Annotated in this window: 17 protein-coding genes; 5 read left to right on the forward strand and 12 right to left on the reverse strand. The window is 64.0% G+C overall.

Annotated features, from left to right (window positions below; translation table 11 throughout):
- The first annotated feature begins 15 nt into the window (after positions 1 to 15).
- The 4 genes from ACAX43_RS09770 to ACAX43_RS09785 all read left to right on the forward strand — a co-directional run bounded on the left by ACAX43_RS09770 (position 16) and on the right by ACAX43_RS09785 (position 4,177).
- Positions 16 to 1,449 carry a heavy metal sensor histidine kinase gene (locus ACAX43_RS09770; RefSeq protein ID WP_370708322.1) on the forward strand — a complete coding sequence of 478 codons (1,434 nt, stop codon included), beginning with the start codon at positions 16 to 18 and terminating at the stop codon, positions 1,447 to 1,449.
- A 112-nt stretch (positions 1,450 to 1,561) separates the two neighbouring features.
- Positions 1,562 to 1,876 carry a DUF4148 domain-containing protein gene (locus ACAX43_RS09775; protein ID WP_370708173.1) on the forward strand — a complete coding sequence of 105 codons (315 nt, stop codon included), beginning with the start codon at positions 1,562 to 1,564 and terminating at the stop codon, positions 1,874 to 1,876.
- A 28-nt stretch (positions 1,877 to 1,904) separates the two neighbouring features.
- A complete protein-coding gene (locus ACAX43_RS09780) occupies positions 1,905 to 2,531 on the forward strand; it encodes a carbonic anhydrase (protein ID WP_370708174.1) in 627 nt (208 codons plus the stop codon).
- A gap of 224 nt (positions 2,532 to 2,755) precedes the next feature.
- Positions 2,756 to 4,177 (forward strand): SulP family inorganic anion transporter, encoded by a 1,422-nt coding sequence (locus ACAX43_RS09785; protein ID WP_370708175.1) that lies wholly within the window; start codon positions 2,756 to 2,758, stop codon positions 4,175 to 4,177.
- A gap of 22 nt (positions 4,178 to 4,199) precedes the next feature.
- On the opposite strand, the gene ACAX43_RS09790 is transcribed toward ACAX43_RS09785, so the two are convergent.
- Positions 4,200 to 5,093, reverse strand: coding sequence for a LysR family transcriptional regulator ArgP (locus ACAX43_RS09790; RefSeq protein WP_370708176.1), 894 nt, complete (start codon positions 5,091 to 5,093; stop codon positions 4,200 to 4,202).
- A 97-nt stretch (positions 5,094 to 5,190) separates the two neighbouring features.
- On the opposite strand from ACAX43_RS09790, the gene ACAX43_RS09795 reads away from it, so the two are divergent.
- The gene (locus tag ACAX43_RS09795; protein ID WP_370708177.1) at positions 5,191 to 5,826 is read left to right on the forward strand and encodes a LysE/ArgO family amino acid transporter; all 636 of its coding nucleotides are present in this window, start codon (positions 5,191 to 5,193) and stop codon (positions 5,824 to 5,826) included.
- A gap of 55 nt (positions 5,827 to 5,881) precedes the next feature.
- Here ACAX43_RS09795 and ACAX43_RS09800 read toward each other — a convergent pair whose 3' ends face one another.
- From ACAX43_RS09800 to ACAX43_RS09850, 11 genes are all read right to left on the reverse strand, one after another.
- Positions 5,882 to 6,784: an endo alpha-1,4 polygalactosaminidase gene (locus tag ACAX43_RS09800; RefSeq protein ID WP_370708178.1), complete on the reverse strand. Its 903-nt coding sequence runs from the start codon at positions 6,782 to 6,784 to the stop codon at positions 5,882 to 5,884.
- Between the two features lie 105 nt (positions 6,785 to 6,889).
- Positions 6,890 to 8,263 carry an exopolysaccharide Pel transporter PelG gene (gene pelG / locus ACAX43_RS09805; protein WP_370708179.1) on the reverse strand — a complete coding sequence of 458 codons (1,374 nt, stop codon included), beginning with the start codon at positions 8,261 to 8,263 and terminating at the stop codon, positions 6,890 to 6,892.
- On the reverse strand, positions 8,263 to 9,927 hold the full coding sequence (gene pelF / locus ACAX43_RS09810; RefSeq protein ID WP_370708180.1) for a GT4 family glycosyltransferase PelF: 1,665 nt from the start codon (positions 9,925 to 9,927) through the stop codon (positions 8,263 to 8,265). Before pelF ends, pelG begins: the two co-directional genes overlap by 1 nt.
- Positions 9,924 to 10,934, reverse strand: coding sequence for a hypothetical protein (locus ACAX43_RS09815; protein WP_370708181.1), 1,011 nt, complete (start codon positions 10,932 to 10,934; stop codon positions 9,924 to 9,926). Before ACAX43_RS09815 ends, pelF begins: the two co-directional genes overlap by 4 nt.
- Positions 10,927 to 12,333 (reverse strand): PelD GGDEF domain-containing protein, encoded by a 1,407-nt coding sequence (locus ACAX43_RS09820; protein ID WP_370708182.1) that lies wholly within the window; start codon positions 12,331 to 12,333, stop codon positions 10,927 to 10,929. Before ACAX43_RS09820 ends, ACAX43_RS09815 begins: the two co-directional genes overlap by 8 nt.
- 92 nt (positions 12,334 to 12,425) lie before the next feature.
- Positions 12,426 to 12,977 (reverse strand): penicillin-binding protein activator LpoB, encoded by a 552-nt coding sequence (locus ACAX43_RS09825; protein ID WP_370708183.1) that lies wholly within the window; start codon positions 12,975 to 12,977, stop codon positions 12,426 to 12,428.
- 34 nt (positions 12,978 to 13,011) lie between these two features.
- Positions 13,012 to 17,034: a tetratricopeptide repeat protein gene (locus ACAX43_RS09830; RefSeq protein WP_370708184.1), complete on the reverse strand. Its 4,023-nt coding sequence runs from the start codon at positions 17,032 to 17,034 to the stop codon at positions 13,012 to 13,014.
- The gene (locus ACAX43_RS09835; RefSeq protein ID WP_370708185.1) at positions 17,024 to 19,798 is read right to left on the reverse strand and encodes a sugar ABC transporter; all 2,775 of its coding nucleotides are present in this window, start codon (positions 19,796 to 19,798) and stop codon (positions 17,024 to 17,026) included. The genes ACAX43_RS09830 and ACAX43_RS09835 overlap by 11 nt, the downstream gene beginning before the upstream one ends.
- A gap of 655 nt (positions 19,799 to 20,453) precedes the next feature.
- Positions 20,454 to 21,305, reverse strand: coding sequence for an ABC transporter ATP-binding protein (locus ACAX43_RS09840; RefSeq protein WP_370708186.1), 852 nt, complete (start codon positions 21,303 to 21,305; stop codon positions 20,454 to 20,456).
- The gene (locus ACAX43_RS09845; protein WP_370708187.1) at positions 21,305 to 22,048 is read right to left on the reverse strand and encodes an ABC transporter permease; all 744 of its coding nucleotides are present in this window, start codon (positions 22,046 to 22,048) and stop codon (positions 21,305 to 21,307) included. The genes ACAX43_RS09840 and ACAX43_RS09845 overlap by 1 nt, the downstream gene beginning before the upstream one ends.
- A gap of 12 nt (positions 22,049 to 22,060) precedes the next feature.
- On the reverse strand, positions 22,061 to 22,657 hold the full coding sequence (locus tag ACAX43_RS09850; RefSeq protein ID WP_370708188.1) for a VOC family protein: 597 nt from the start codon (positions 22,655 to 22,657) through the stop codon (positions 22,061 to 22,063).
- Positions 22,658 to 22,797: the final 140 nt, after the last annotated feature.

Consider the following 22,797-nt stretch of genomic DNA (forward strand, 5'->3'; position numbering starts at 1 on the left):
CCGCTCGCGCCGCTCATGCCGCACACCCTGAGGGCGCGGCTCTCGATCCTGTTCGCGGTATCGACTTCCTTATTGCTCGTATTCAACGGTGTGCTGCTGTATCACGGCCTCAAGACGCGCCTCGACGCCTCCTCGGCGCGCGAGATGACGGCGACCCTCACCGCCCTGCAACTGACCCTGCAAACCATGCCCGGGTTCGACGCGATCCGCGCCGATCGCGAGATCTGGTACGACCAATTGCACGGCCATCAGAATCTCGACATCGCGATGTTCGACGCGCAGGGTGCGCCGCTCACCCGCACGAACGGCTACTGGCCGAACGCCGAGACGCTCGCGGTGCACGCCGGGCTTGCACCCGTGCAAGTGAAGGTAAAAGGCATGCCAAGGCGTTTTCTGGTGGCGATGGCGCCGCTCGGCGGGCAATCCGGCGCGCGCGTGCGCGTGGTCGTTCAATACGACGCCAGCTCAGAGCAAGTCTTGCTAAGCGCCTATGCCCTCAATGTGCTGTTCGTGAGCGTGATCGGCACCCTGGTGAACGCATTGCTGGCCTGGTGGATCGCGCGTTTCGGGCTGCGGCCGCTGGCCCGTCTGACGGCCCGCGCCGAACAGATCTCCAGCAGCCGCCTCGCGCGGCCGCTGCCCGAACGTGACATGCCAGGCGAGCTCAAGGACTTGAGCCACGCCTTCAACCGGATGCTGGCGCGGTTGCACGAATCCTTCACGCGTCTCACACAATTCTCATCCGACCTCGCGCACGACATGCGCACGCCGCTAACCAACTTGCTGGCCGAAGCGCAAGTTGCGCTTTCGCAACCCCGTTCCGCCGATGATTACCGCGCGGTGATCGAGTCGAGCGTGGACGAATTCCAGCGCCTGTCGCGCCTGATCGACAGCATGCTGTTCCTCGCCCGCGCCGACAGCGCGCAACGACGCTTGTCGTTGCAAAAGGTCGACGCGCGCAGCGAAGCGTTGCGGGTCGCGGGCTACTACGAAAGCATGGCGGCGGACGCGGGTGTGGAGATCGTCGTGAAGGGCGACGCGCGCTTCGAAGGCGATGTGCTGCTGGTGCAGCGCGCGCTGAGCAACCTGGTGTCGAACGCATTGGCGCACGCGCCGCGCGGCAGCACGGTCGAACTGCAGTGCACCGAGCGGCTTCGTTACGCCCAGCTATCGGTCTCAGATAGCGGCGCCGGCATCGCCGAGCCTCACCTGGAAAGAATCTTCGACCGCTTCTATCGCGTCGATCCGGCGCGCTCCAACTCGGCGCGCGGCACCGGCCTCGGACTTGCGATCGTCAAGTCGATCATGAACGAACACCACGGCGAATGCAGCGTCGAGAGCATCCCGCACGTGCGCACCACATTCAGCCTGCGCTTTTCGAAGCGGCCCACCGCTCTGCCGACACTTAAAATTCACCGCCAGAGGCTCCGCAAACGGCATGACAAATGAAAGCAGATGACAGAATTATCATCCCGTGATCACCGCCACCTCATTGCTCCCCTAGCAGAATGGCTCACACCGGAACAACACTTCGGCATGCCAATCAAGTATGGAGAGAAATATGGAATCAAAGCGAGTTGCTCTAACCGCCCTTCTCATGAGCGCGCTGTCCACGGCTGTGCTGGCCGACGACAACACCCGCCCGGCACCGGGCGACTCACCCCGGATCGCCCCGCCCTCGTCGCAAAGCGCGCCCACCGCACACCCGCACCCACCTGGAAAGACACGCGCGCAAGTCCATCAGGAACTCATCGAAGCGCGCCGCGCTGGAACCATCCCTACCACTGAGGCCGATTACCCGCCGAGCCAGCGCACCATCGACGCGAACCGTGCCCGCAATCAGATATTCGAGCGTTACTGGGCCAGCAAGGACTGACGCGGACCCAACGATACCAGGAGCACCGATGACCTACCCCCAACGCATGCTGGTCGAAAACCTCGCGTGGTCCGACGAGATCAGCACCCGCGATCCTGCCTACTTCCAGCGCCTCGCCAGCGACCAGCGGCCCAACGTATTGTGGCTCGGCTGCTCCGACAGCCGCGTGCCCGAAGCCATCACGCGCGCGATGCCGGGCGAGGTCTTCGTTCATCGCAATATCGCGAACCTGGTGGGCGAACACGACGACAGTCTGGCGAGCGTGCTCGAATATGCGATCGTCGTGCTGCGCGTGCAGCACATCATCGTATGCGGCCATCATTGCTGCGGCGGTGTGCAAGCGGCACTGCGGCCGCCGGCGGACGCGTTGCCGAATGTCAATCGCCGCATCGACCCGATTCGCCGGCTGGCCGCGCTGCATGCAGCGGAACTCCGTCTGCTGGATGCTTTCGACGCACGCGCCGACCGTCTCGCCGAGCTCAACGTGCTCGCCCAGATAAAGACGCTGCGTGCGATGCCGCTGATTCAAGGCGCGGAACACCCGGTGCAGATTCACGGCTGGATCTTCTCGATGCACGACGGCCGCCTGAAGGCGCTGACCGACCCGCAGTGGGCGCTCAGCGACGCCGCCGACGCTCAGGAGGCAGTCGGCTGAACTCCGAGCCGCACGCGCGTTTGCTATCGGCGCATGCGAAACAGCAGCACGATCGCCGCGCAACCCACTCTTCCGATGCGGCGACTCGCCTGCGCTGCGAGCGCCGCTCTCCCCCTATTTCGCCCCCCAGCTTCGAGGCAAGTCCCACGATGACGCAAGCTCACGCCACTCCATCTCATGCCCGTTCACCTCACACTTGCCGGGCATCGTCCTGGCGCACCGACATGCTGGCCGGCATCAGCGTATTCCTGATCGCGCTGCCGCTATGCCTGGGCATTGCGACAGCCTCAGGTGTGGCGCCATTCGCCGGCATTCTCGCCGGCGTGATTGGCGGACTCGTGGTGGCACTGCTGAGCGGCTCGCGGCTCAGCGTAAGCGGCCCGGCAGCCGGTCTGGTGGTGATCGTCCTGCAGGCGCTTGCCACGCTGGGCAGTTTCTCTGCGTTTCTGACCGCGCTGGTGCTGGCGGGCGCCTTGCAATTGGTGTTCGGTTTTCTGCGCGCCGGCAAATTGGCCAGTTACGTGCCGCCGCCGGTGATCAATGGCATGCTCGCCGCGATCGGCATTCTGCTGATCGTGAATCAGCTGCCGCTGGCGGCGGGTCTCGCCAACGGCGACATATCGGCCGCGATACCGTTGCTGGCGCTCGTCTCGCTAGCGCTTCTCCTCGCATGGGAGACGCCTGAATTGCGCGCCTTCGCCGTCGTGCGCGCGATTCCCGCACCGCTCGCAGTCGTGTCTTTCGGCATTGCCGCGACCGCGCTCGTCGACACCTTCGCGCCGGATTTTGCGCTCGCGTCCACACAGCGCGTCGCGATGCCGCCGCTCGGCTCATGGGATACGCTACGTCAGGCATTCACGTTCCCCGATTTCACGCAGTGGCTCAGTCCCGATGTATGGCGTGTAGCCGTGGTGATCGCGATCGTCGCGAGTCTGGAGACCTTGCTGAGTCTCGAAGCGCTCGAACAGATCGACCCGGATCATCGAAAGGCGGCGCCCGATCGCGAACTGAAGGCCCAAGGAGTCGGCAACCTGCTCGCCGGCCTGCTCGGCGCCTTGCCGCTCACCGCCGTGGTGGTGCGCAGCGCCGCCAACGTGCATGCGGGCGCGCGCGGCCGCCTGTCGTGCGTGACTCACGGCGTCATGCTGTTGATCGCCTGTCTCGCGTTGACCCGCGTGATCAATATGATTCCGCTCGCAAGCCTCGCAGCGATCCTGATTCATACCGGCTACAAACTCGCCAAGCCGCAATTGTTCGTGTCGATGGGTAAGGCGGGGTTCGCCCAGTTCGTGCCGTTCGCCGGCACGATCGTGGGCGTGCTGGCGACCGATCTGCTGATCGGCATCGCGATCGGTTTCGCGCTGAGCGTCGTGCTGGTGGTCGAACGCAACATCCGCCGCGTATTGAGTTTCACACGCAACGGCGACCACTATCTGCTGACGGTGCGAAAGAGCGCGACCTTCTTCTGCACACCGCAATTGAAGCACTATCTCGGTCAGGTTCCGTCAGGGGCGACCTTGATTCTCGATGCGACCCACGCCGATCATATCGACCACGACGTGCGTCAGGTGGTCGACAGTTACGCCGCGCGAGCGAGGGCTAGCGGGGTGCGCGTCGAATACAAGCAGTGGCCGGCGCGCCGCTAGCGCGAGCCGGCAGGGGCGGCGCTCAATCGAGAAACTCCGTCGCCCGCTGGCGCAGCACCGCGCCGAAATCATCGAGCCAGCCGATCGACAAACGCCAGCTCTGCCAGTACAGATCGACATCGATGTGCTTGCCGGGCGCCATGTCCACGAGTTCGCCGCTGGCCAGATGCGGCGCGATCATCCGTTCCGGGCACATGCCCCAGCCGAGGCCCGTCACGCAGGCGCGCAAAAAACCGGCAACGTGCGGAATCCAGTGCAACGGCGGATCGAGCTCCGCGCGCGTGACGCGCCGCATGAAGCGCTTTTGCAACTGATCTTTCGGATTGAAATCCACGCACGGCGCGCGCCGCAACGTGTCGCGCGTCACGCCGCCGGCGAAATGGTGCGCGCGAAACGCCGGCGTGCACACCGCCAGATAACGCATGCGCCCGAGCCGTGTCGAGCGGCACCCCTGCACCGGCTCGGCTTGCGTGGTGACCGCGCCTTGCACGCTGCCGTCGCGAATCCGCTGCGCGGTGTGGTCCTGATCGTCGATCACCAGATCGAGCAGCATCTCCCGTTCGACGCAGAACTGCGCCACGGCGTCGATAAACCAGGTGCCCACGCTGTCGTCGTTGACGGCCACGCGCAACGCCGGCCACGGTTCCACCAACGCGCCGGGCAATGCCGGCAGCCGACCGGCGAGCTCCGCTTCCAGCAACTGCACGCGTTCAGTATGACGGCACAGCAGCGCGCCCGAGGGGGTCGCGACACACGGCTGGCCGCGTTTCACGAGCACGCTGCCCACCCGCTCCTCCAGCAGCTTGACCCGCTGCGACACCGCGGACGGCGTCACATTCAGTTCGCTGGCGGCACGGTCGAACGAGCCGTGACGCACCACGGCGGCCAGTGCATCGAGCAAGGCGTAGTCGAGCATTAGCTTTCCTTAATCTGCATTAAGTAAATTAGCTTCTCTTATGAGCAGCAAACCCGCAGACTAGCCTCGTTCGCTTTCCCCGTCTACTGGATCGATTATGAATTGGCTGTCTTTTTCCCACGGAGCGGCGCTGTGCGCTTCGCTGATCGTGACAATCGGCGCGCAGAACGCCTTTGTTCTGCGTCAGGGCATCATGCGCTCGCACGTCGGCAAGATCGTCGCGCTGTGCGCGCTGTCGGACTGCATCCTGATTGGTGCGGGCGTCGGCGGCGCGTCGGTATTGGTGGAGCGCTATCCGGTGTTCATCCACACGATGCTGTATGTCGGACTCGCCTATCTGGCGTGGTTCGGCATTAACGCGCTGCGCCGCGCGGTGCGGCCTGGTCATGCGGTGCTGGACGCCGATGCAAATGGCGGCGCGCCGGGCACGAGCGCGCCGCCCGCGCAACGCGCCGTGCCGATCATCCTGATGACGTTGGCCTTCACGTGGCTCAATCCGCACGTGTATCTCGACACCTTCCTGCTGATCGGCACGGCCGGCGCACGTGAACCGGACGGCGCGCGGGCGGCATTCGCGCTCGGCGCGATGGCGGTGAGCGGGGTCTGGTTTATCGGGCTGGGTTACGGCGCCCGTGCATTGGCGCCGCTGTTTCGCCGGGCTACGGCGTGGCGGGTGCTGGATGGAGCCATCGGCAGCATGGTGTTGCTATTGGCGGTGACGCAGTTGCGGTGACACCGCGCCGGCACGGCGATGCCGATCGTCCAGCCGTGTCAATGACACTGCCCGCTCACTGGGATGGGTTGCCCGGACCTACGCCAACGGTCGCGAGGTCTCCATCGGTGACATACGGCACGAAACCCGCGTCGCTGATGCGCGCGGCCGTGGCGGGTCCGCACAGGTTGTCGGCAGGGGGGCAATAGTCGATGGCCAGCACCGGCAGCCGGTATTTTTCGCGGATGGTGCCGGCCTGCATCAGCAACCAGTCACGATCGGCTTGCGGCACTTCCGTGTATTGCTGTTTCGCCGCGTCCCAACCGCGATACAACGACTCGAAGGCGACCACATAGGCAAGATCGTGGACCTGAGGCAATACCTCGAAGCCGCGGTTAAAGATCAGTTTCGCCTTCGGATAACGCGTTTTGATCGCGCGAATAACCCTGACCAGCCCGGCCTCCTGCGCGGCGCGCGCGGCATCTGTTTTGGCGACCAGCTGATACGAATCGAGCGTGTCGAGGAAAAAGCCGCGATAGCCTTTCCCCCACAGCGGCGCGATCACCTTGTCGACAAAAAACGCGGGCCAGCCCGGCGCGGTCTGATCGATGACTTGGGACGCCCACGCCTTGTTGACGCCCGACAGCCACGCGCGAGGCATCGCACTGAGATAAGCGCGGTGCGCGTTCACTTCGCCGACGCTCACGTAGGCGAACCACGCGGCATGTTGCTTCGCATGGGCACGTGGATCGAACTTCGCATCCGGCTCGACTACCACGACATCAAACCCGGCAAGCTCCTCGACCGGCGGATTCGCACCATAGAACAGCGCGATTGACGGGCCGGTCGGCGTGCCCGCCGCACCCTGCGCGTGCGCAACCGAAGCCAGCGCGCCGAGCGCGGCCACGCGCGCGAGTCTGCGCAGGAAGCGCAAACTCGCGTGCCATGAAAACCATCCGTCGCGATCGTACTCAGTCAAATCCAATTCCTTTTTATATGTCGTGCGCGCAACGCGGCCGGTAGTCAGCCGATTGCCGAGACTGCGACAGCATTCGGCACGATCGCCCGATTCGGAAACCGGCGTTCAACCCCGCAACATATACGTTTCATATTCCAGCGACATGAATTTCCGGTCGAGCACTTTCACCGAGGCCACCACCACGACCAGCAGTGCCAGGGCGAAACCATACCCATAAAAATCCGGGCCGAGCTTGAGCGTGATGCCCGTGAAGAGCCCGTTCAGCACCACGAATGCCGCGGTGAGCCGCAGCACGACACGCCGTCCGTCCAGATAGAAAAACACGTTGAGGAGACCAAGCAGCAGCACCTGCAAACTCGCCGAGACGACGTCCACGACGAGCAGCGGCATATAGAGCGGCGAAATGCCGAGCGAACTGAGCACCCGCTCGCCGAAACAGATGATCAGCAATAGCACCACCGCCTGCACCTTGATGATTTCGTACAGGCCGGCCCGCACGCTGCCCACCATCATGTCGCGCATTTCGTTGATATGGTGCAGCGTCGCGCCGCTGCGCACCGCGTCGTAGAACGCGTCGTAATACTCGACGAAATCCGCCTCGATGCGCACGAGGAAGGTCGCCATGCCCGGCATCACGCAGACGTAAGCGATAAAGATCGGAATGTCGTAAATGACCGATGCATGGAGCGGACCGATGACCTGCGTGCCCGTACCCGGCGCATACCAGAACATGAACTTGTCGAGCCATACGCCGATATTGAACAACAGCCCGACAAGCGCGAGGCTCGGATAGGCGAAGCGCCGCTCGAACACTTCGAACGAAACGAGACGCTCGCTGCGGTAGTTGCGGTAGATCAGCCCCGACAAGCCGCCGAGCAGAACGATGTGCCCCGCCACGAAGCCGCCAAGCAGGCCGACGAGTCCATAGCCGTTCAACGCGAGCGCGAGGCAAACCACGCTGGCGTAGCCGACGAAAAACACCAGCAGGATCTGACGGTACTGCTTGACGCTCGACAGGAAGATGACGGCGATCCAGATATTGCTGACCACGACGAAGCCCGTGATCATCAACAGGCGATAGATCAGCGGCTCGCCGCGAAAGCCCGCCAGCATCGCGATCACGGCAACCACGCTCGCCAGCAGCGACGACACCAGCACCACGCCGTTATAGTTCGACAGCACGAGGTCGTCGCGCTTTTCGAACAGCCGGTCCGAAATGAAGCGCGTGAAGGAAAGCTGCAGTACCCCGGTCAACACCAGGCTGAGCGCGATCAGATAGGTCACCGAGACCTGAAACTGCACGATCGCAAAGGTCGGTATCACCGAGGCGAGACTGATGAGTCCGATGATCAGGATGCCGAAGATCGACAGGATCAGCGGCCCTGAACTGATCAAACCCGCATACGCATAAGCACGCGCGACGCCCACCAGCGTCTCGCGGCGCATGATCTTGCGTAATTCGAAGCCGATACCCGCCATCAGCGTGTCTCCTGCGACTGAACGGGCGGCTCCGCGCGCGCGCGAAGCGGCGTTCCGTTCGATTGAGTGCCGGGGTGCATCGGGCAGCGGGCCGCGTCGGCGCCCTGCCCCTGCCCGTTGCGCTCGCGGTCCGGCATCGCGGCCAGCCGGTCATACAGTTCGCGATAGCGATCGATCATCTGTGTCTTCGTGTAATAGCGGCGCACGCGCGCAAGTCCCGCCTGCTGCGCGGTGAGCCAGCGCGCCTCGTCGGCGAGCAGCGACAGCACCGCCTGGGCAAACGCCGCCGGATCGGCGAGCTGGACCACCATGCCGGCCGAACCGAGCGCGCGGTCTTCATCGTCGACGCCTTCGATCAGTTGGCGGCACGATCCCACGTCGGTGGTGATGGCCGGCACGCCGGCCGCGAAGCCCTCCAGCACCACGAGCGGGAGCGCCTCGCTGATCGAGGTCAGCGCGATCACGTCGATCTGCGGCAGCATCTCGTCGATGCGCTGGAAGCCGAGAAATTTCACATGCCGGCCGAGCCCAAGGCTTTCCACGAGCGCGCGGCATTCGAGCGCATAGGCCGGATCCTCTTCTTCCGGCCCGATGATCCAGCCTTCGAGATCCGGCAAGGTGCGCGACGCAATGAAGATCGCGCGAATGAACGTCTTGATGTCCTTGATCGGCACCACGCGTCCGATCAACGCCACCACCTTGTGCGAACGCGGCTTGCGTTCGGCGACCAGCGGCGCCAGCGCGTCGACGTCAATTCCGTTCGGAATGCATTGCGTGCGCTCGGCGCGCGCGCCGTCCGTGACCTGGCGCCGGCGATTCGCTTCGTATAGCGCAACGATGTCGTCGGCGGCGTCGTAGGCGAGCTTGCCGATCGCTTCGAAGAAGCGCACCCACAGTTCGCGGAAGTAGCTGACGCGCGAAATATCGCGTTCGAAAACACCGCGGTTATCGCGAATCCACTGGCTTTGCAGCAGATCGATCTTGCGTTCCTTCGTGTAGATGCCGTGCTCGGAGATGAGCAGCGGCCGACCGGTGCGGTAGTGCATCAGTGCGCCGAGAAAGCCGCTGTATCCGGTCGATACCGTGTGATAGACGCGCGCCGGAATCAGCTTTTCGGCCACGCGTGCCAGTTGCCACAGCGGCTTGTGCATGATGCGCACAGTCCAGAAGTAGTCGGTGAACGAGGGGTCGGTGCAGTACTTGTGATACTGATCGACGATGGTGTCCCATGCCGCACGGCTCGACAGGAACGCCTTCTCGTTGAGCGCACCGTGTTCCCCGAGCATCGGAATCATGCCGGCCATCAACGCGCCGGCGTCGAGGCCGTTACGCGGATCGCGCAGCGCATCGTGCAATTCCTGCGAGCGCGCGAACGCCGCGGCGTCGCCCTTGACCGCACGCGGCTGCGGAACATCGGCCGCGCCTTGCTCATACAGGTAGTGCGCTTCGATGTGCACGACGTTGTCCGGCAACGCGTAGGCGACACCCGCGTAGTCCTCCGGACGGCTGCCGATGAAGACAATCGCAAAGCGGGTTGCCGGATAGGCCCGGATCATTTGATTGACCCAGCTCGATACCCCGCCGCGCACGAAGGGGAAGGTGCCTTCGAGCAACAGGCAGACATCGGCGTCGGCGGCACGGCGGATCGGGAGTTCTTTCATCATGACCAGTAGTTCACAACCGGTTTGAGTGTGGGCAGCGCGGCAGCATTGCCCAGCGACGCGAGAAGCTGGGACACGCTCGGATAATTGCCCCGCAGGAACTCCGCCTCCGCCAGCCACGGCACCAGCCGCTCACGCGGGAAGCCCAGTTCGAGCGCGCGGGCGATATGTTCCTGCGCGGCATCGGGCAAGCCATTGGCCAGGGCGAGACGGCCGCGGATCAGCCACAGTGCGGCGTCGCCGGGTTCGGTTTCGAGCGCGGCCTGCGCGTAGCGGTCCGCCTGTTGCAGCGTGTGACGATAGACCGCGCCCTGCACCAGGTTCTGATACACGAGTTCGAAATAGAGTTCGGCCAGCAAACGGTTGAGCCCATGACGCTCGGCGTCGTTGTCGGCCGCTTCCAGTGTCTTACTGATGCGGAAGATCTGCTGCATGATTTCGTTTTCGGCGTGATCCAGCGTGCCGTACGCAATCAGGCGAATGTCTTCGAGCGGATCGGCGAGCAGTTCGCGCAGCAGGGTGCCGGTGGTGCGGGTCGGCATGCTCTGAATCGCCACCAGCGCCGACAGACGGTCGGTGGCCGACACCTGGGTGTTCGCGAGACGCGCCTGCAGCCGTGCGCCGCCGCCGTGCGAGACACGCGAGACCAGATAGGTAACGAACTCCGGACGCGGCACGTCGGCGAGCTGATCGCTCTCCTTGCGGCCTGGAAAGAGCGCAGCCCAGATGCAGCTGGTCAGCACGACGACGCCGCCGAATAGCGGCACGAACGTGCAGCCGAGCCACAACAGCAGCAACGACATCGCCCGCGGCTCGCGATAACGCGGCGGCAGCCAGAAGCGGAAGGCGACCGCTTCGGCGAGGCCTGCCGGCGCCTGGAACGTGAAAAAGCGCAGCAGCGGATCGATCGTGCCGGCCGGCTGCTGCAGGCTGGCGATCGCCAGATATTGCAGGACTGCGGCCACCAGCGCGGCAAGCGCGCTCACGATGAGGGAAAGGGTCTTAGACATCGAGGCCGCTTCGTTTGAGAAGGCGCAGCAGCGCCGCACCCGGCTCGTCGCCATCGAGGTGGAGCGTATGCACGCCGACGCGCGCCTGTTCCAGGTCGGTATTGAACTGTGCCGTGAGGCTCGCTTCGATCCGCGCCAGATAACCGTCGATGCCGGTCGCGTCGGTGGCCGGCATCAGATTGAGCAGCACTGAATGTTTGTCCGTCTGCACCGGCCACATCACGTCGAGCGAACGACGCCGGCGCATGACGTGCTCGAACAGCGAGTCGCCCTCTTCGTCCCGCGGGAAAGCCAGCGCGACCAGCGAGGACGCCACGCCCGCCTTCTGCTGCAAACGCGTGAGGCGGCTCAGGTCGAGCGCGAATTCGTACGGGCAGTTCGGCACGCTGTCGAGAATGCGTTGCACGAAGGCGGAGTGCTCGACGCCGTCGGCGTAATAGCCCAGCAGCACCAGCAATAATTGCAGATTGTCGAAGTTGAGCGAGAGGAACGGCATCCGCTTGACGACGAGGAGCGCGCGCAGCTCGCCATCCGCCGACACCAGCGGCGCACACACCAGATACTGGCTGACCGGCACGACCGTGTCTTCGTTCTTCAGATGCGTGACGCTCAGCGTGTTCAGCGCATGCGTGACGAGTTCGTCACCCGCTTCGAGTTCGAACGAGTCGCCGATTCGTGCAATCGCCTGCGCGCCGAGCTTGCCGCCGTGCACCGGGTACAACGCCGCCACCTCGATCTGGCAGGCCTGCGCGACGAACTCGAGCAGACCGTTCGCGCCCGCCAGCGGCGCGCCCTCTTTAGTCGGCACCGCGAGCGCGGTGTCCGTCGCGACGGACAAGCGACGCAGCTCGGTGATCGAATCGCGCAACGTCGTCGGCCGGGACAGCAGGTCCTTTTCGAGCCGCTCGTGCGACAGCCGCATCAGGTAGTGGCTGTTGGTCAACGCGACGAGACGGTCGTTCAGGTAATCGTTCAGAGACGACGCCCGCTCCGCGCGGCTGCCCCAGGTATCGCCGAAATGCCCGGCGAGAATCGTCTGGATCAGGCCGCCCGCAAAAAACATCACGGGAAACGCGCCGCCGGCCGGATAGAAGAATGCCCACGCACCCAGCGTGATTGCGCCGGCCAGCAGGCCGAGCAGGCTGCCGTAGCGCAAGGCCACCAGCAACGACACCAGCCACAGCCACGGAAAACCGGTGTGCAGCAGAAGCGGATCGTCGGCATGAAGCCAACGGGTCACGGCCAGTACGACCAGCACGAGCGCGACGGTTTCCACGATCGCGAACGGCCGCGTCACTGCAGGCGCCAGAAAGCGGCGCACGCGTCCGAGATTGCCGAACGGATGCGCGTGACGCGGCTTCGCTGCGTTCGAGTTGGTTTCCACGGCTGCGGTATTCACGGCCATTTCCTTTTTTTACATATCGGGATGCGGCTTGCGCGCCGTCTTCCGGGCGCAAGCCGCAACCTTGGGGATAAGCTTATTTGCGCGCCTTACTGACGCGCCTGCAGCGGTGACAGAACCTTGCCGATCAACGAGGTGGCCACGCTCGACAGACCCGAACGGCTCCAGCCCGTGCGCGTACCCGTCGCGCTCCAGACCACGGCGCCGTTCGATACGTCGATCAGTTCGAAGGTCACCCCGACCACCGGCTCACCGTCCACGCCGGTCTTGTAGCGCCATTCTTCGACCGCGCCCGAGAGGATATAACGGGCGTTCTGCGAACGCGCCCATTCGAGCGTCTTGTCGCCATCGGCGCGTTGCGTCGTGTCGAACAGCGAATTGCGGCTGGAATCGGCTGGGGCGATGCGCACATCCGCGATACCGCCGGCGCGCAGCGTGTTAGCCGCGATCGATTCGGCGCTATGACCGGCATCCGGTGTTTCCGTGTAGTTGGCGATCGAGACCACCGCCACCTTGTCGCTTTTCGACAGCGTGGGAGCCGAGGTCTGACGCACCGTCCCGCAGGCGCTGACGATCAGCGCCAGCGCGGTTGCCGCGACACACCAGGCGCTCGTGCGAGCCAATCTTTTAATGCCGTTCATGAACAATTCTCCTTGGATGGATTCGAAATCCGATTCAGTAAAACCAGCTATAACGCGCGCCGATCTGGGTCACCGGCGTGCCGAGACGCGACACGCGCTGACGCGAGAAAAACAGTGCCGCGTGATCGCCGCCGAACACGGTGCCCGCGAGGCCCAGGCTGACTTCCGGCCCCCAACCCTGAAACGAGTCGTGCAGCACGCCGACGTCGAGGAACGGCTGCCACGCACGCGTGTACTGGTCGATCAGATCGTTGCCGAAACCGAAGAAAAGCCCGTATTGCGAATACGTCTGCGGCACGAACGTGGATGCGCCGACCGGACCGGCGCTCACCGGAATCAGCCGCGAGATCAGGCCATCGGCCTCGCCCGTCGCGCTGTAGTCGCCATGCACGCCGATCAGCCGCACGGTGTAGTCGGGGTAGCCGGTTCGAATCCGGTATCCGAGCTCGCCGCTCGACAACACGCCGCTGCCCAGATAGTGACGTGCCTGGCTATAGAAGCGATCCGCTTCGACGGTACCCGTCGCATACAGTTGCTGCGTGACCCGGTACGTCACCGTGCCGACGACGTTGTCCTTCACTCCGCCCACCTGCAGGGCCTGCGATTCGAGCGCCGTCTGGTTGCGGCCCGCCTTGAGCGCCACGGACAACGGCGAATTCCTGCCCCACTCGGCGCCCACCGACACGCTGTAAAAACTGTCGAGCGCTTCGCGGCGCCCCGCGGTCACCATGAAGGCCGAATCGTAAGTTTGGCGCCGCGCGAAAAAGTCCACCGAGCGGTCTACCGACGGCACGTTGGTCAACTGCGCGGAATCCGTGGAATGCTGAAAGCGTTGCATGCCGGTCACGCCGACCATATACAGATCGGCGACCTTGATGCTGCCCGCCACCGTCTGCTCGATGTAATCGAGCGGATGTTCGACGTAGCTGGTCACTGTCGCGTCGAGCGATTGCGGCCACGTCAACGCGGTCTGTTGCAAGCGGCTATGCAGTTCCGAATCGTAGGGTGCGCCTTCGAGCCCCTGAAACGCGAGGTTTTCCGCGGCACCCGGACGATCGACCGCGATCGATGCATCGATCCGGCTGTAGAGCGGCAAGCGGGCCCCTTGCTGATCGAGCAGACGCTCCATCGCGGGCTTGTCGTTGTCGGCGAGCGCAAGCGCAATCAGCTGCTCCGAAGGCTGGGCGAGAACGGACGCGTACTGGCGCGCCAGCCAACGCTTCGCCATCGGATTCGCTTCGTGCGACATCGCCCATGCGAGCGCCACATCCTTCGCCACCGAGGACGTCAAACGCGCCTGCGCCTGCGGCGTTGCAGCGGCTTTCACGTGCTCCGCCTGAGCCGGTTGCGCGGGCGGCAGACCCGCCACGTCGCCGAGCAATGTGCGGCGCACCTCGGCGTTGTCCTTGCGACCGGCGTCGCCGGCGAGCAGATCGATCAGGAAAGCTTTCGACACGTCCGCGTTTTCGAAGATCGACGCGAGCGTGACGCGGCGGCCGAGCATCTGTTCACGCGCTTCTCTGTCCTGCGAAGCACGCGTGCGAAGCAGCGCCTGGCCTTGCGGCGTCTTGTCGCGGATGGCGGCCTCCTCCTGCTGCATCTGGCGCCAGACATTGCGCCGGATCGACCAGCCGAGATCGCTGCGGCCAGCCATCTCCTGCGCGTCGGCGTAGGCAAGCTGCCAAAGCGGATCGCGCGACATCGAGGCCGACTGCAAACGCAGATATTTCAGCGCGGCCTGCGGCCGGTTCAGACGCATCTCGGCGGCCGCCAGCGGCCCCCACAATGCCGGCGCCTGAGCAAGCGCATCGCGCCACTCGGCCACCGCGGCGCGGAGTTGCGCCTCTGTGCCGTAGTCGACCAGTGTCCACAACAGCGCGGCACGCAGATCGAGCGATGCGTGAGGCAATCTCGCCGCGATTTGCTGGTCGCGCAGCGCGTCGAGCGGACGCTCGATCTGACGATAGTACTCGGCCCGCACCTGCAGAAAGCCCGGGTCCTGTTCGGAGGCGCTCAGTTGCTCCGGCATCAGGCTTTGCAGCAAAGCGGTGACGCGATCGTACTCCTCGGCATCCGTGTAATAGTGAATGGCACTCTGAAGCGCGCGTTGCGACTGATCACGGCGAAACTGCAATTCCGCCGTGCGGCCCGCGTCGGCGGGATACGGGTCATAGAAATACGTCATCGCGCTCAGGTCTTCGGGCGTCGCCTCGCCGCTCGCGAGCAGATACTTGTAGGCATCGTTGGCGATGTCGTCGCGTTGCAGAAGACGCGCGAGTTGCGCGACATTGCGCCAGAACAGCACGTCGCTGTCCTTCGCGCCGTTGCGCGCGGTGAGCAGCGTGGCGAGCGCGCCCTCGTAGTCGCCGTGGCGATACAGAATGCTTGCCGTGCGCAGTGCGTATTGCGTATTCGCCGGATACAGCTGGTTCAGCTTGCGGTTGTAGGCCAGCGCCTGGTCGTCATGCCCGGCCCGCTGGGCGAGCAAAGCCAGACGGGAATCGATTGCTTCGGCCTGCGAATCGAGCTGGCGCCCGCGCAGGAATGCCAGCGCATCGTCTGGCCGACCGAGACGTTCATAGGCCGCGACCACCGAATCGATAAGTTTGAGATCAGCGGGTGCCGCGTTCGACGCCTGGATCAACGCTGCCAGATAGGCATTGTCGTCGTTCAGCATCGGCGCGAGGCGCATCACGTTTTTCCAACCTTCCGGATCGTGCGTGGCCTGCGCGTAGGCGAGCCACATCTGCAGCGCGAGCGGTGGCGCGTGGTTCCATTCGGCGACCTGAGCGAGGCGCCTGGTCCAGACCGGGGAGCGCGGATTCTTTTCGACCTGTTCGGCGGCTACTCGCTGCGCGTTCGGCAGATCGTTCGATTCGAGGAACGACTGATACAGCAAGCCGGGGACGTCGTTCGCCGCGGCGGCCGAGGTGGTCGATGCCGTATTCGACGCCGCTGCCGGCGCTACGGCCGAAGCCGCGGCGGAGCTCGATGCCGGTGCCGACCCAGCAAGCACGGCCCCTGCGACCTTCGCGGACGCAGCGACCCGCACGAGATGCGCATCGCCCCAACCGTGCGTGCGAACCCGCATGGCCATGCGAAATCCGGCCTGCGGGCCGTCCATATAGGCGTATTGCCCTTGCGCCTCATCGCGAGGCGCGTGTTGGCGGATGAAGTCGACCAGCCGCAGCGCGCCGGCATCGTCGGGCTGGGCCTGCGCGTAGCCGGCCAGCGCCTTGGCGTAACGATCCACACGATCCGGACGATGCGCCGCGCGCGCCAGGTTCAGCAGCACGATGAGCGTCTCGTGATCGTGGGCGAACGCGGCGCCGTGTTCGTCGGCGGCGGCGAGCGCGTCGTCGAGCAAATTACCCGATTGCAACGCCCGAATGCCCTCGATGAAATAGCGGCGCTGCGCCTCGAACGTGGTCGCGCTCGCCTGCAGGCGGAACCAGCCGTTCGCCGCGCCGCGATAGTCGCCTGCATACATCGCAAAACGCACCACTTCGCGGTCCCAGCGCGCTTGCTGCGCCACGTCCTGGATGGCCAGGCGCGCATACAGTTGCGCGGCGAGCTGTTGCGCATTGACCGAGATGGCCGCCGCAGCCAGCATTTGCAGGTCGGCGTTCGACCACGTCAGCGAAGACGCACTCGCCAGTTGCACGCGCAAACGCGCCAGCGCCGCGTCGCGGCCGGGGCTGTTAGCGGGCAGCGCAAAAGCCTCGCGCGTATCGACCGTCAGACGCAGCAACAGCGCCGCGCGATGCATGGCATCGCTGGGAATCGCCGCCATGCGCGTAGCGATGCGGCGTGCATCCTCGTCGCGTCCCAGACGCACGTACTGGGTACCGAGGACCGAAAGGAATTCCGTGTTGTTGGGCTGTACACGCAGCCATGCTTCGAGATAGGCGATGCTGAGAGCGCTCGGCGCATCGGTCAACGTCATGCGGGTACGCAAGCCACCGCGTGGATGCACGAGGTAAAGCGTGACCAGCACGACGCCCGCGAGCAGCAGGACAAGCCAGGTGGGCGCAATACGGGGACGATTACCGACCACAGGTCGCCTCGACTGACACGTAGTTCAATTTCTGGCCGACCGTCGCCGCCGTATCGAAACGCAGGAATTCGCCATCACGATGCGTGGCAACCGGTTGATTGTCGACGCTCACCTTGCACGACTGCGCATTCGCCAGCTTGACGAACGGCTGGTAGTGCCCGGCAAACTCGAATCGCATGCCATTCGGCGTGCGCCTGAAGTTGCGCACGAAACCATTGGCTTCTTCGATATACGGCACCGTTGCCGCGCCGCCGATCGCAAAGCGCGCGTTGCCGTCGTCGATATGGATATAGATGCCGTCCGGACCGGAGGCAAAACCGGTCACGCCCGAGGCCCGGTCTAGCGACGGTGTGGCGGCGACCGGCCAGTGCAGTTCGCGCACTTCGCCGTTGCCGCGCACGAGCCACTCGTTCGCATTCGGACCCACTTCCTTCGCCACGGCAAACGTGCGCCAGTCGAGTACCTTGCGAATGTACTCGCTCACGTACACCGGCAACACCGGCTGTTTCAGCACTGTCGTGAAGATCTGTTCGAGCGCACGCAGCGACGCGATCTTGGTGCCGCTGTACATGTGGTAGTAGATGTCGATGGGCTTGAAACGCAGCGGCCGGTCGGTCATCGCATAAGTTTCGAGCACGCGCGTGAAACCATAGAACGGGCCTTGCCAGTCGTTCGTGTAGACATTCTCGTCCTGGTTCGGCGCGTAGACCTGATAGGCGCCTGGGCCTTTGTCGACGCCGATCGGCGCGATATTGGTCCAGCTATTGGCCGATTTGGTGATGACGGTATCGCCGCCATTGAAGTTGTAGACGCCGGCCTCGTATACCTTGCGCACGACGAACGCGGGCGGCTGGCAATCGCCGGACCATTGCAGCAGCACGGTCTTCTTGCCGGGCGGCGCGAGACGCGTGTTGATGTAGTCGATCGAGCCGGTGATCTCACGGTCGATGTTGAAGTGATAACCTGGAATGTTCAGCGAGAACGCCGCGTCGCCGCCTCCACGGTCCACCTGTTTGCCGGTCCTGCTGTCCACCTGCTCCCACTGGAACGGATGCGAATAGGTGTGCGTGCCGATCTCGACGTACGGCAGCGCGAACATCTTGCGGGCGATCTCTTCGAGGCGCGGCGAGATCTTCGGATACAGGCCCTTCGGCCCGACTTCCCCTTCGATCACCGACAGCGTCATCGGCACGGGGTAGCGGGTAAAAATATGCTGGTACAGCGCTTCGCCGGAATAGTCGGGCCCAGGGAATTCGGTGCGCGACGCGAAGCCGTCTCCGTCCACGTGCGACATCAATAGACGCCGGCCGTTTTCAGTCGTGACACTCGGCGAAGGGAGGTCCTGCAGACGAAGCGCCGCTTTCATGAAAGCGATCGGCTGGATCGCCCAGCGCTGCTGCTCGATGCTGTCGAGGGACGCCGCGGTGTACGGGGTGAGCGCGTAGCCGCCCCACGGCGTGAGCGCGACCTGATCGAGCAGCACGCCGTTGGCCGATACGCGCAGCAAACTCTGGCTGTGCGAGCCAATGCGTACGCCCTGCAGATCGCCCGGCTCGGGCTTCAAACTGATTTCAAAACCAATTAGCGGATCACTCCTGACCACTGTCACCGGCGCCGCAAGCTTGCCGGACACGGCTTCCAGATCGAGCGCCGCACCGGCCGACGCGGCCGCGTCGAAACCGAATTGGCCGAGGAACGCAACGGGAATGTGATCCGCCATCCGGGCTGCGACCCAGCGCTGCCAGGTTTCGGGATCGGGCACCGCGCCGCCTTGGATCCACGCCACCACGCCCGCGTAGCGATCAGGCGTGATGTCGTCCGGCAAACCCGACGAGAAGTCGGCGTACTGGACGTCGTAGCCCATGTAATTGAGCGGCGTTGCCAGATCGCGCACGCCGACACTCGAGTCGAGCGGGTCTTTGGTGTCGCGGTCCTGCACGACCAGAATCGTGCGCGGCACCACTTCGATCTTGCCGATGCCGACCACGTCGCGCGCCGTGCTCGTGACGTACGGCAGCATGCCGGCCGCCACGACTTGCGCCGCGGTCTCGCGGGCGCACTGCCGGTCGCCGCGCGCGCAAAACTCCACCGACACCACCGCGACGCCCGTCTGCCGGGTGAACGCGCGAGCCGCCGCAATCCGTTGCGCACGCAACGACTCGGCGATCTCGACGGGCCGGCCGTTTTCGTCGAGGCCGCGAACCAGCGATTCGCCCTGCACCGCGTAGAGCGACTTGGCATACGGCAGCGCGACACGCAGGACGTCCGCGCCGCCCGCGACGAGGCGTGCATCCGGATGCGCGGCATGAATGCGCTCGGCAGCCGCGATGGCGGCAGGCGTATCGAGCAGGAAACCACGATAACCGCGCTGCCACAGCGGTTCGATCTGGTTGGTAATGAAGGCGTCGATGGATTGAGCAGACTCGGCACCGGTGGTACGCGCGATCCACGTGGTGTGACGCAACGGATGCGCGAGCGGATCGAATCCCGTAGCGGGGTCGATCACGACGGCATCGAACGCCTGCAATAGGCCTACCGGGGGATTGGCCGCGTAGAAAAAAGCCAGGTTGGGCTGAGCCACCGTTGCGCTGCCGGCGGTAGCCGCGGACTGCAACGGGGCAGCTTGGGCTCGCGTCACGAGCGGTGTGACGCCGACCGTGCCCAGCAGTATCGCGATCAAAGTCCGCGTGAAAAACTGCCCGCCCGCCCGCTCGGCAACCGCGCAAGCGTTCTCGCCGGCGCATGCCCGGGTCCGCTTCTTCATGGCCAAAATCTGTTCCCGTTTTGAAGGCGAGCGGTGTTATTTTCCAAATGGAAAAATCTTCCGCTGGCTGATTTTTGAGCCGGTCCGTTGGCATTATTTACGCAACGCAAATCCACCGTTGCGCCGGAATGCGGAACCGACTTTTGTTTTTTTGCGATGTGAGCGCAAGAAGATAGCACACCAAATGCAACCCACTCAAGATCGCTTCGGTCAGCAGCGGAATATGAAAGGTAAATATCGAAAGCAGACTTTCATTAAGTCGACCTGCAAACGATTGCGAGTCCGCGCACAAGCAATCTCACGCCGGCTCGCTGCCGCTCGCTGCCCCGGAGTCGCCCACACTATGTGGCAAATAGCCTCATAACGCTCCCACACACGTCCCGGCCCGAAAATCCTCCGATCAATAACGCGTCGGCAAAAAATACACTGCCGCCTCTGTTGATAAGTTTTTACCGACTCACTTAATAATCTTCGAGTCAGGCGATTAGCGCTACGCCCGTATAACGAACAGCGCCACACGTGACGGGAAACCCCAAAAATCTAAATCGGTAAATCGACGTGAGACGAAAAAAACTCCTACTCGACGCAAGCGCACCCTTGTGAGCAATGAATCGGGCGGGGTGACACGTTTGACGGCCTTCAGGAGCCGCCCGGCTTAGAACACGCCCATCAACCTGGAAAGCTGCGAAACATATTCGCCGTACCGCGGCGCACTCTTAACGCGATCCGGCTCCCGTGGCCGCGGCAAATCGATCTTGACGTCATGGACCATGCGCCCCGGCCGCTCAGACATCACCAACACCCGATCCGACAAAAACACCGCCTCGTGAATGCTGTGAGTAACCAGCAAAACAGTCAGCGTGCTCTGCTGCCAGATCCTCAGCAACTCAACATTCAAGCGGTCCCGCGTCAGCGCATCCAACGCCCCAAAGGGCTCATCCATCAACATCACCCGCGGCCCGAGCAACAGAATCTGCCCGATCGCGGCACGCTGCCTCATCCCACCGGACAACTCGTGCGGGTACCGGTCGGCAAACGCCGTCAACCCCAAGGTCTCGAGTAACGCGGGAAGCCGCTCCTCCACCTGCGCGCGCGGCACGTTCCTCAACTTCGCCCCTAACCGGATATTCGCCCCGACCGTCAGCCAGGGCAGCATATTGCTCGTCTGAAACACCACCCCAATATCCGCCACCGGCGCGGAAATCGGCTCGGCACCCAGCAGAATCCGGCCGCCATCGCATGGCACCAGGCCCGCCACCATCCGCAGCAACGTGCTCTTGCCGCAGCCGCTCGGCCCGAGGATCGATACGAACTCGCCCTGGCGAATCCGCATCGACACCCCGTCGAGCGCGCTGAACGCCTCCGCTGCGCCCCGCGCGGCGAATCGCTTGCCGACCTTCTCGACGGAAATCAGCGCGGGCGCCGTTTCGTCGCGATGCAAGGGGTGAACCTGTGCGCCGGTTGCCGCGGCGCGCTGCACGATACGCAACTTGTCGACCCATGCCATCAGAGCGTCACTCCTCGCCACCACACGCCGCGCGAAACCAGTTCGACGGCCCAGTAAAACAGCATCGCCAGCACGGTCACCATCAGGATCGCCGCGAACGACAACGCGGTCTGCGCGTTCGACGTCGCAAACACGATCAGATGCCCCAGCCCCGACTCGGAACCGATGAACTCCCCCACGATCGCGCCGATCACCGCCAATGGCATCGCGATCTTCAAGCCGTCGATCAACGCGGGCAACGCGGCGGGCAAACGCAAGTGCCAGAAGGTCTTCGCCGGCGAGGCGCCGAGCGCCCGAAAATGTTCATCCAGGTTGCGCGGCACGCCGGCCAGGCCGCCCATCGTCGCGATCACGATCGGGAAGAAGGCGAACAGCACGGCCGCTGCCAGCTTCGATGCAAAGCCGTAGCCGAACCATACGATCAGCAACGGCGCGAGCGCGATCTTCGGCATGCTCTGCAACGCGGTGACGAGCGGAAACAGCGTGCGCCGCGCGATACTCGACATGCCCGCCAGCAAACCGATCGCCAGGCCGCCGATGAGCGCCAGTGCGAAACCGGCGAACACTTCCCAGGCGGTCGCGAACGCATCGGACAGCAACTGTCCGCGCATGTCCCAACCGGCGGCGAACACTTGCGACAGCGCCGGCAGCACATAGTCGCGCGTGCCCGTCCAGCGCACGCCGAACTCCCAGATCAAGCCAATCACGATCCAGAACGAGACGGTTTCGATCAATCGCTTCATGAGGGTTCCGAATTATTCGTTATCGGACGGATCGGCTTTCGCTGAATCTTGAGCCGCAGCCCGCGCCGCTGCTTGTGCCGATTTTTGCGCGACCAGATGCGGCGGCGGCGGCACGACAAAGCGCTCGAAGCGGTACTGATCGAACGATTCGATCGTGCGCTCCCACACCTGCGGTTCGTGTGCGTCGCGTTCGCCGATTTGCGTCATTTCGCAGTACACCTCGACGTTATTGCCGTCCGGGTCCTTGAAGACCAGAAACAGGTTATTGCCAGGACCATGCCGGCCGATACCGCGCACAATCTCGACGCCGTGCTCCTGCAGCACCTTCACCGAGCGCTCCATTTCTTCGTAGCTGTCGATCAGATACGAAAAGTGTTCGAGGCCCGGCCGCGAGTAACGCGGCAGATCGTTGAAGTCGGCGGAATCTTTCGGCAACTGCGCAAGCGCGAGATCATGGTGATCGCTGCCGGCGCGCAGAAACACCATCTGGTCGCCGATCCAATCCGATACCTTGAGGCCCAGCACGTCGGTATAAAACTGCGCGGACTTCTTGATGTCGCGCACCATCAGCACCATGTGTCCAAGCCGCTTCGGACGCAAACTGTTCATGCCTGTCTCCTCCCCTGCAAAGTGGTCGACCAGAGTTAGCACTTCTGCTGTCGACTAGAGTTGGCGCTTTAGCGCCTACTCTAGTCCCATGCAAAGCACTACTCCGATCCCATGCAACATAGTTGCCGTGCGCCCACGCG

The organism is Paraburkholderia sp. IW21 (assembly GCF_041321145.1).
GTDB lineage: Bacteria > Pseudomonadota > Gammaproteobacteria > Burkholderiales > Burkholderiaceae > Paraburkholderia.

What these genes read in the sequence shown, in the direction of transcription:
- ACAX43_RS09835 (WP_370708185.1), bottom strand. Translation starts at nt 19,798, where the DNA reads ATGAAGAAGCGGACCCGGGCATGCGCCGGCGAGAACGCTTGCGCGGTT.
- ACAX43_RS09845 (WP_370708187.1), bottom strand. Translation starts at nt 22,048, where the DNA reads ATGAAGCGATTGATCGAAACCGTCTCGTTCTGGATCGTGATTGGCTTG.
- ACAX43_RS09825 (WP_370708183.1), bottom strand. Translation starts at nt 12,977, where the DNA reads ATGAACGGCATTAAAAGATTGGCTCGCACGAGCGCCTGGTGTGTCGCG.
- ACAX43_RS09795 (WP_370708177.1), top strand. Translation starts at nt 5,191, where the DNA reads ATGAATTGGCTGTCTTTTTCCCACGGAGCGGCGCTGTGCGCTTCGCTG.
- ACAX43_RS09840 (WP_370708186.1), bottom strand. Translation starts at nt 21,305, where the DNA reads ATGGCATGGGTCGACAAGTTGCGTATCGTGCAGCGCGCCGCGGCAACC.
- ACAX43_RS09775 (WP_370708173.1), top strand. Translation starts at nt 1,562, where the DNA reads ATGGAATCAAAGCGAGTTGCTCTAACCGCCCTTCTCATGAGCGCGCTG.
- ACAX43_RS09790 (WP_370708176.1), bottom strand. Translation starts at nt 5,093, where the DNA reads ATGCTCGACTACGCCTTGCTCGATGCACTGGCCGCCGTGGTGCGTCAC.
- ACAX43_RS09815 (WP_370708181.1), bottom strand. Translation starts at nt 10,934, where the DNA reads ATGTCTAAGACCCTTTCCCTCATCGTGAGCGCGCTTGCCGCGCTGGTG.
- pelG (WP_370708179.1), bottom strand. Translation starts at nt 8,263, where the DNA reads ATGGCGGGTATCGGCTTCGAATTACGCAAGATCATGCGCCGCGAGACG.
- ACAX43_RS09850 (WP_370708188.1), bottom strand. Translation starts at nt 22,657, where the DNA reads ATGAACAGTTTGCGTCCGAAGCGGCTTGGACACATGGTGCTGATGGTG.
- ACAX43_RS09785 (WP_370708175.1), top strand. Translation starts at nt 2,756, where the DNA reads ATGCTGGCCGGCATCAGCGTATTCCTGATCGCGCTGCCGCTATGCCTG.
- ACAX43_RS09780 (WP_370708174.1), top strand. Translation starts at nt 1,905, where the DNA reads ATGACCTACCCCCAACGCATGCTGGTCGAAAACCTCGCGTGGTCCGAC.
- pelF (WP_370708180.1), bottom strand. Translation starts at nt 9,927, where the DNA reads ATGATGAAAGAACTCCCGATCCGCCGTGCCGCCGACGCCGATGTCTGC.
- ACAX43_RS09770 (WP_370708322.1), top strand. Translation starts at nt 16, where the DNA reads ATGCCGCACACCCTGAGGGCGCGGCTCTCGATCCTGTTCGCGGTATCG.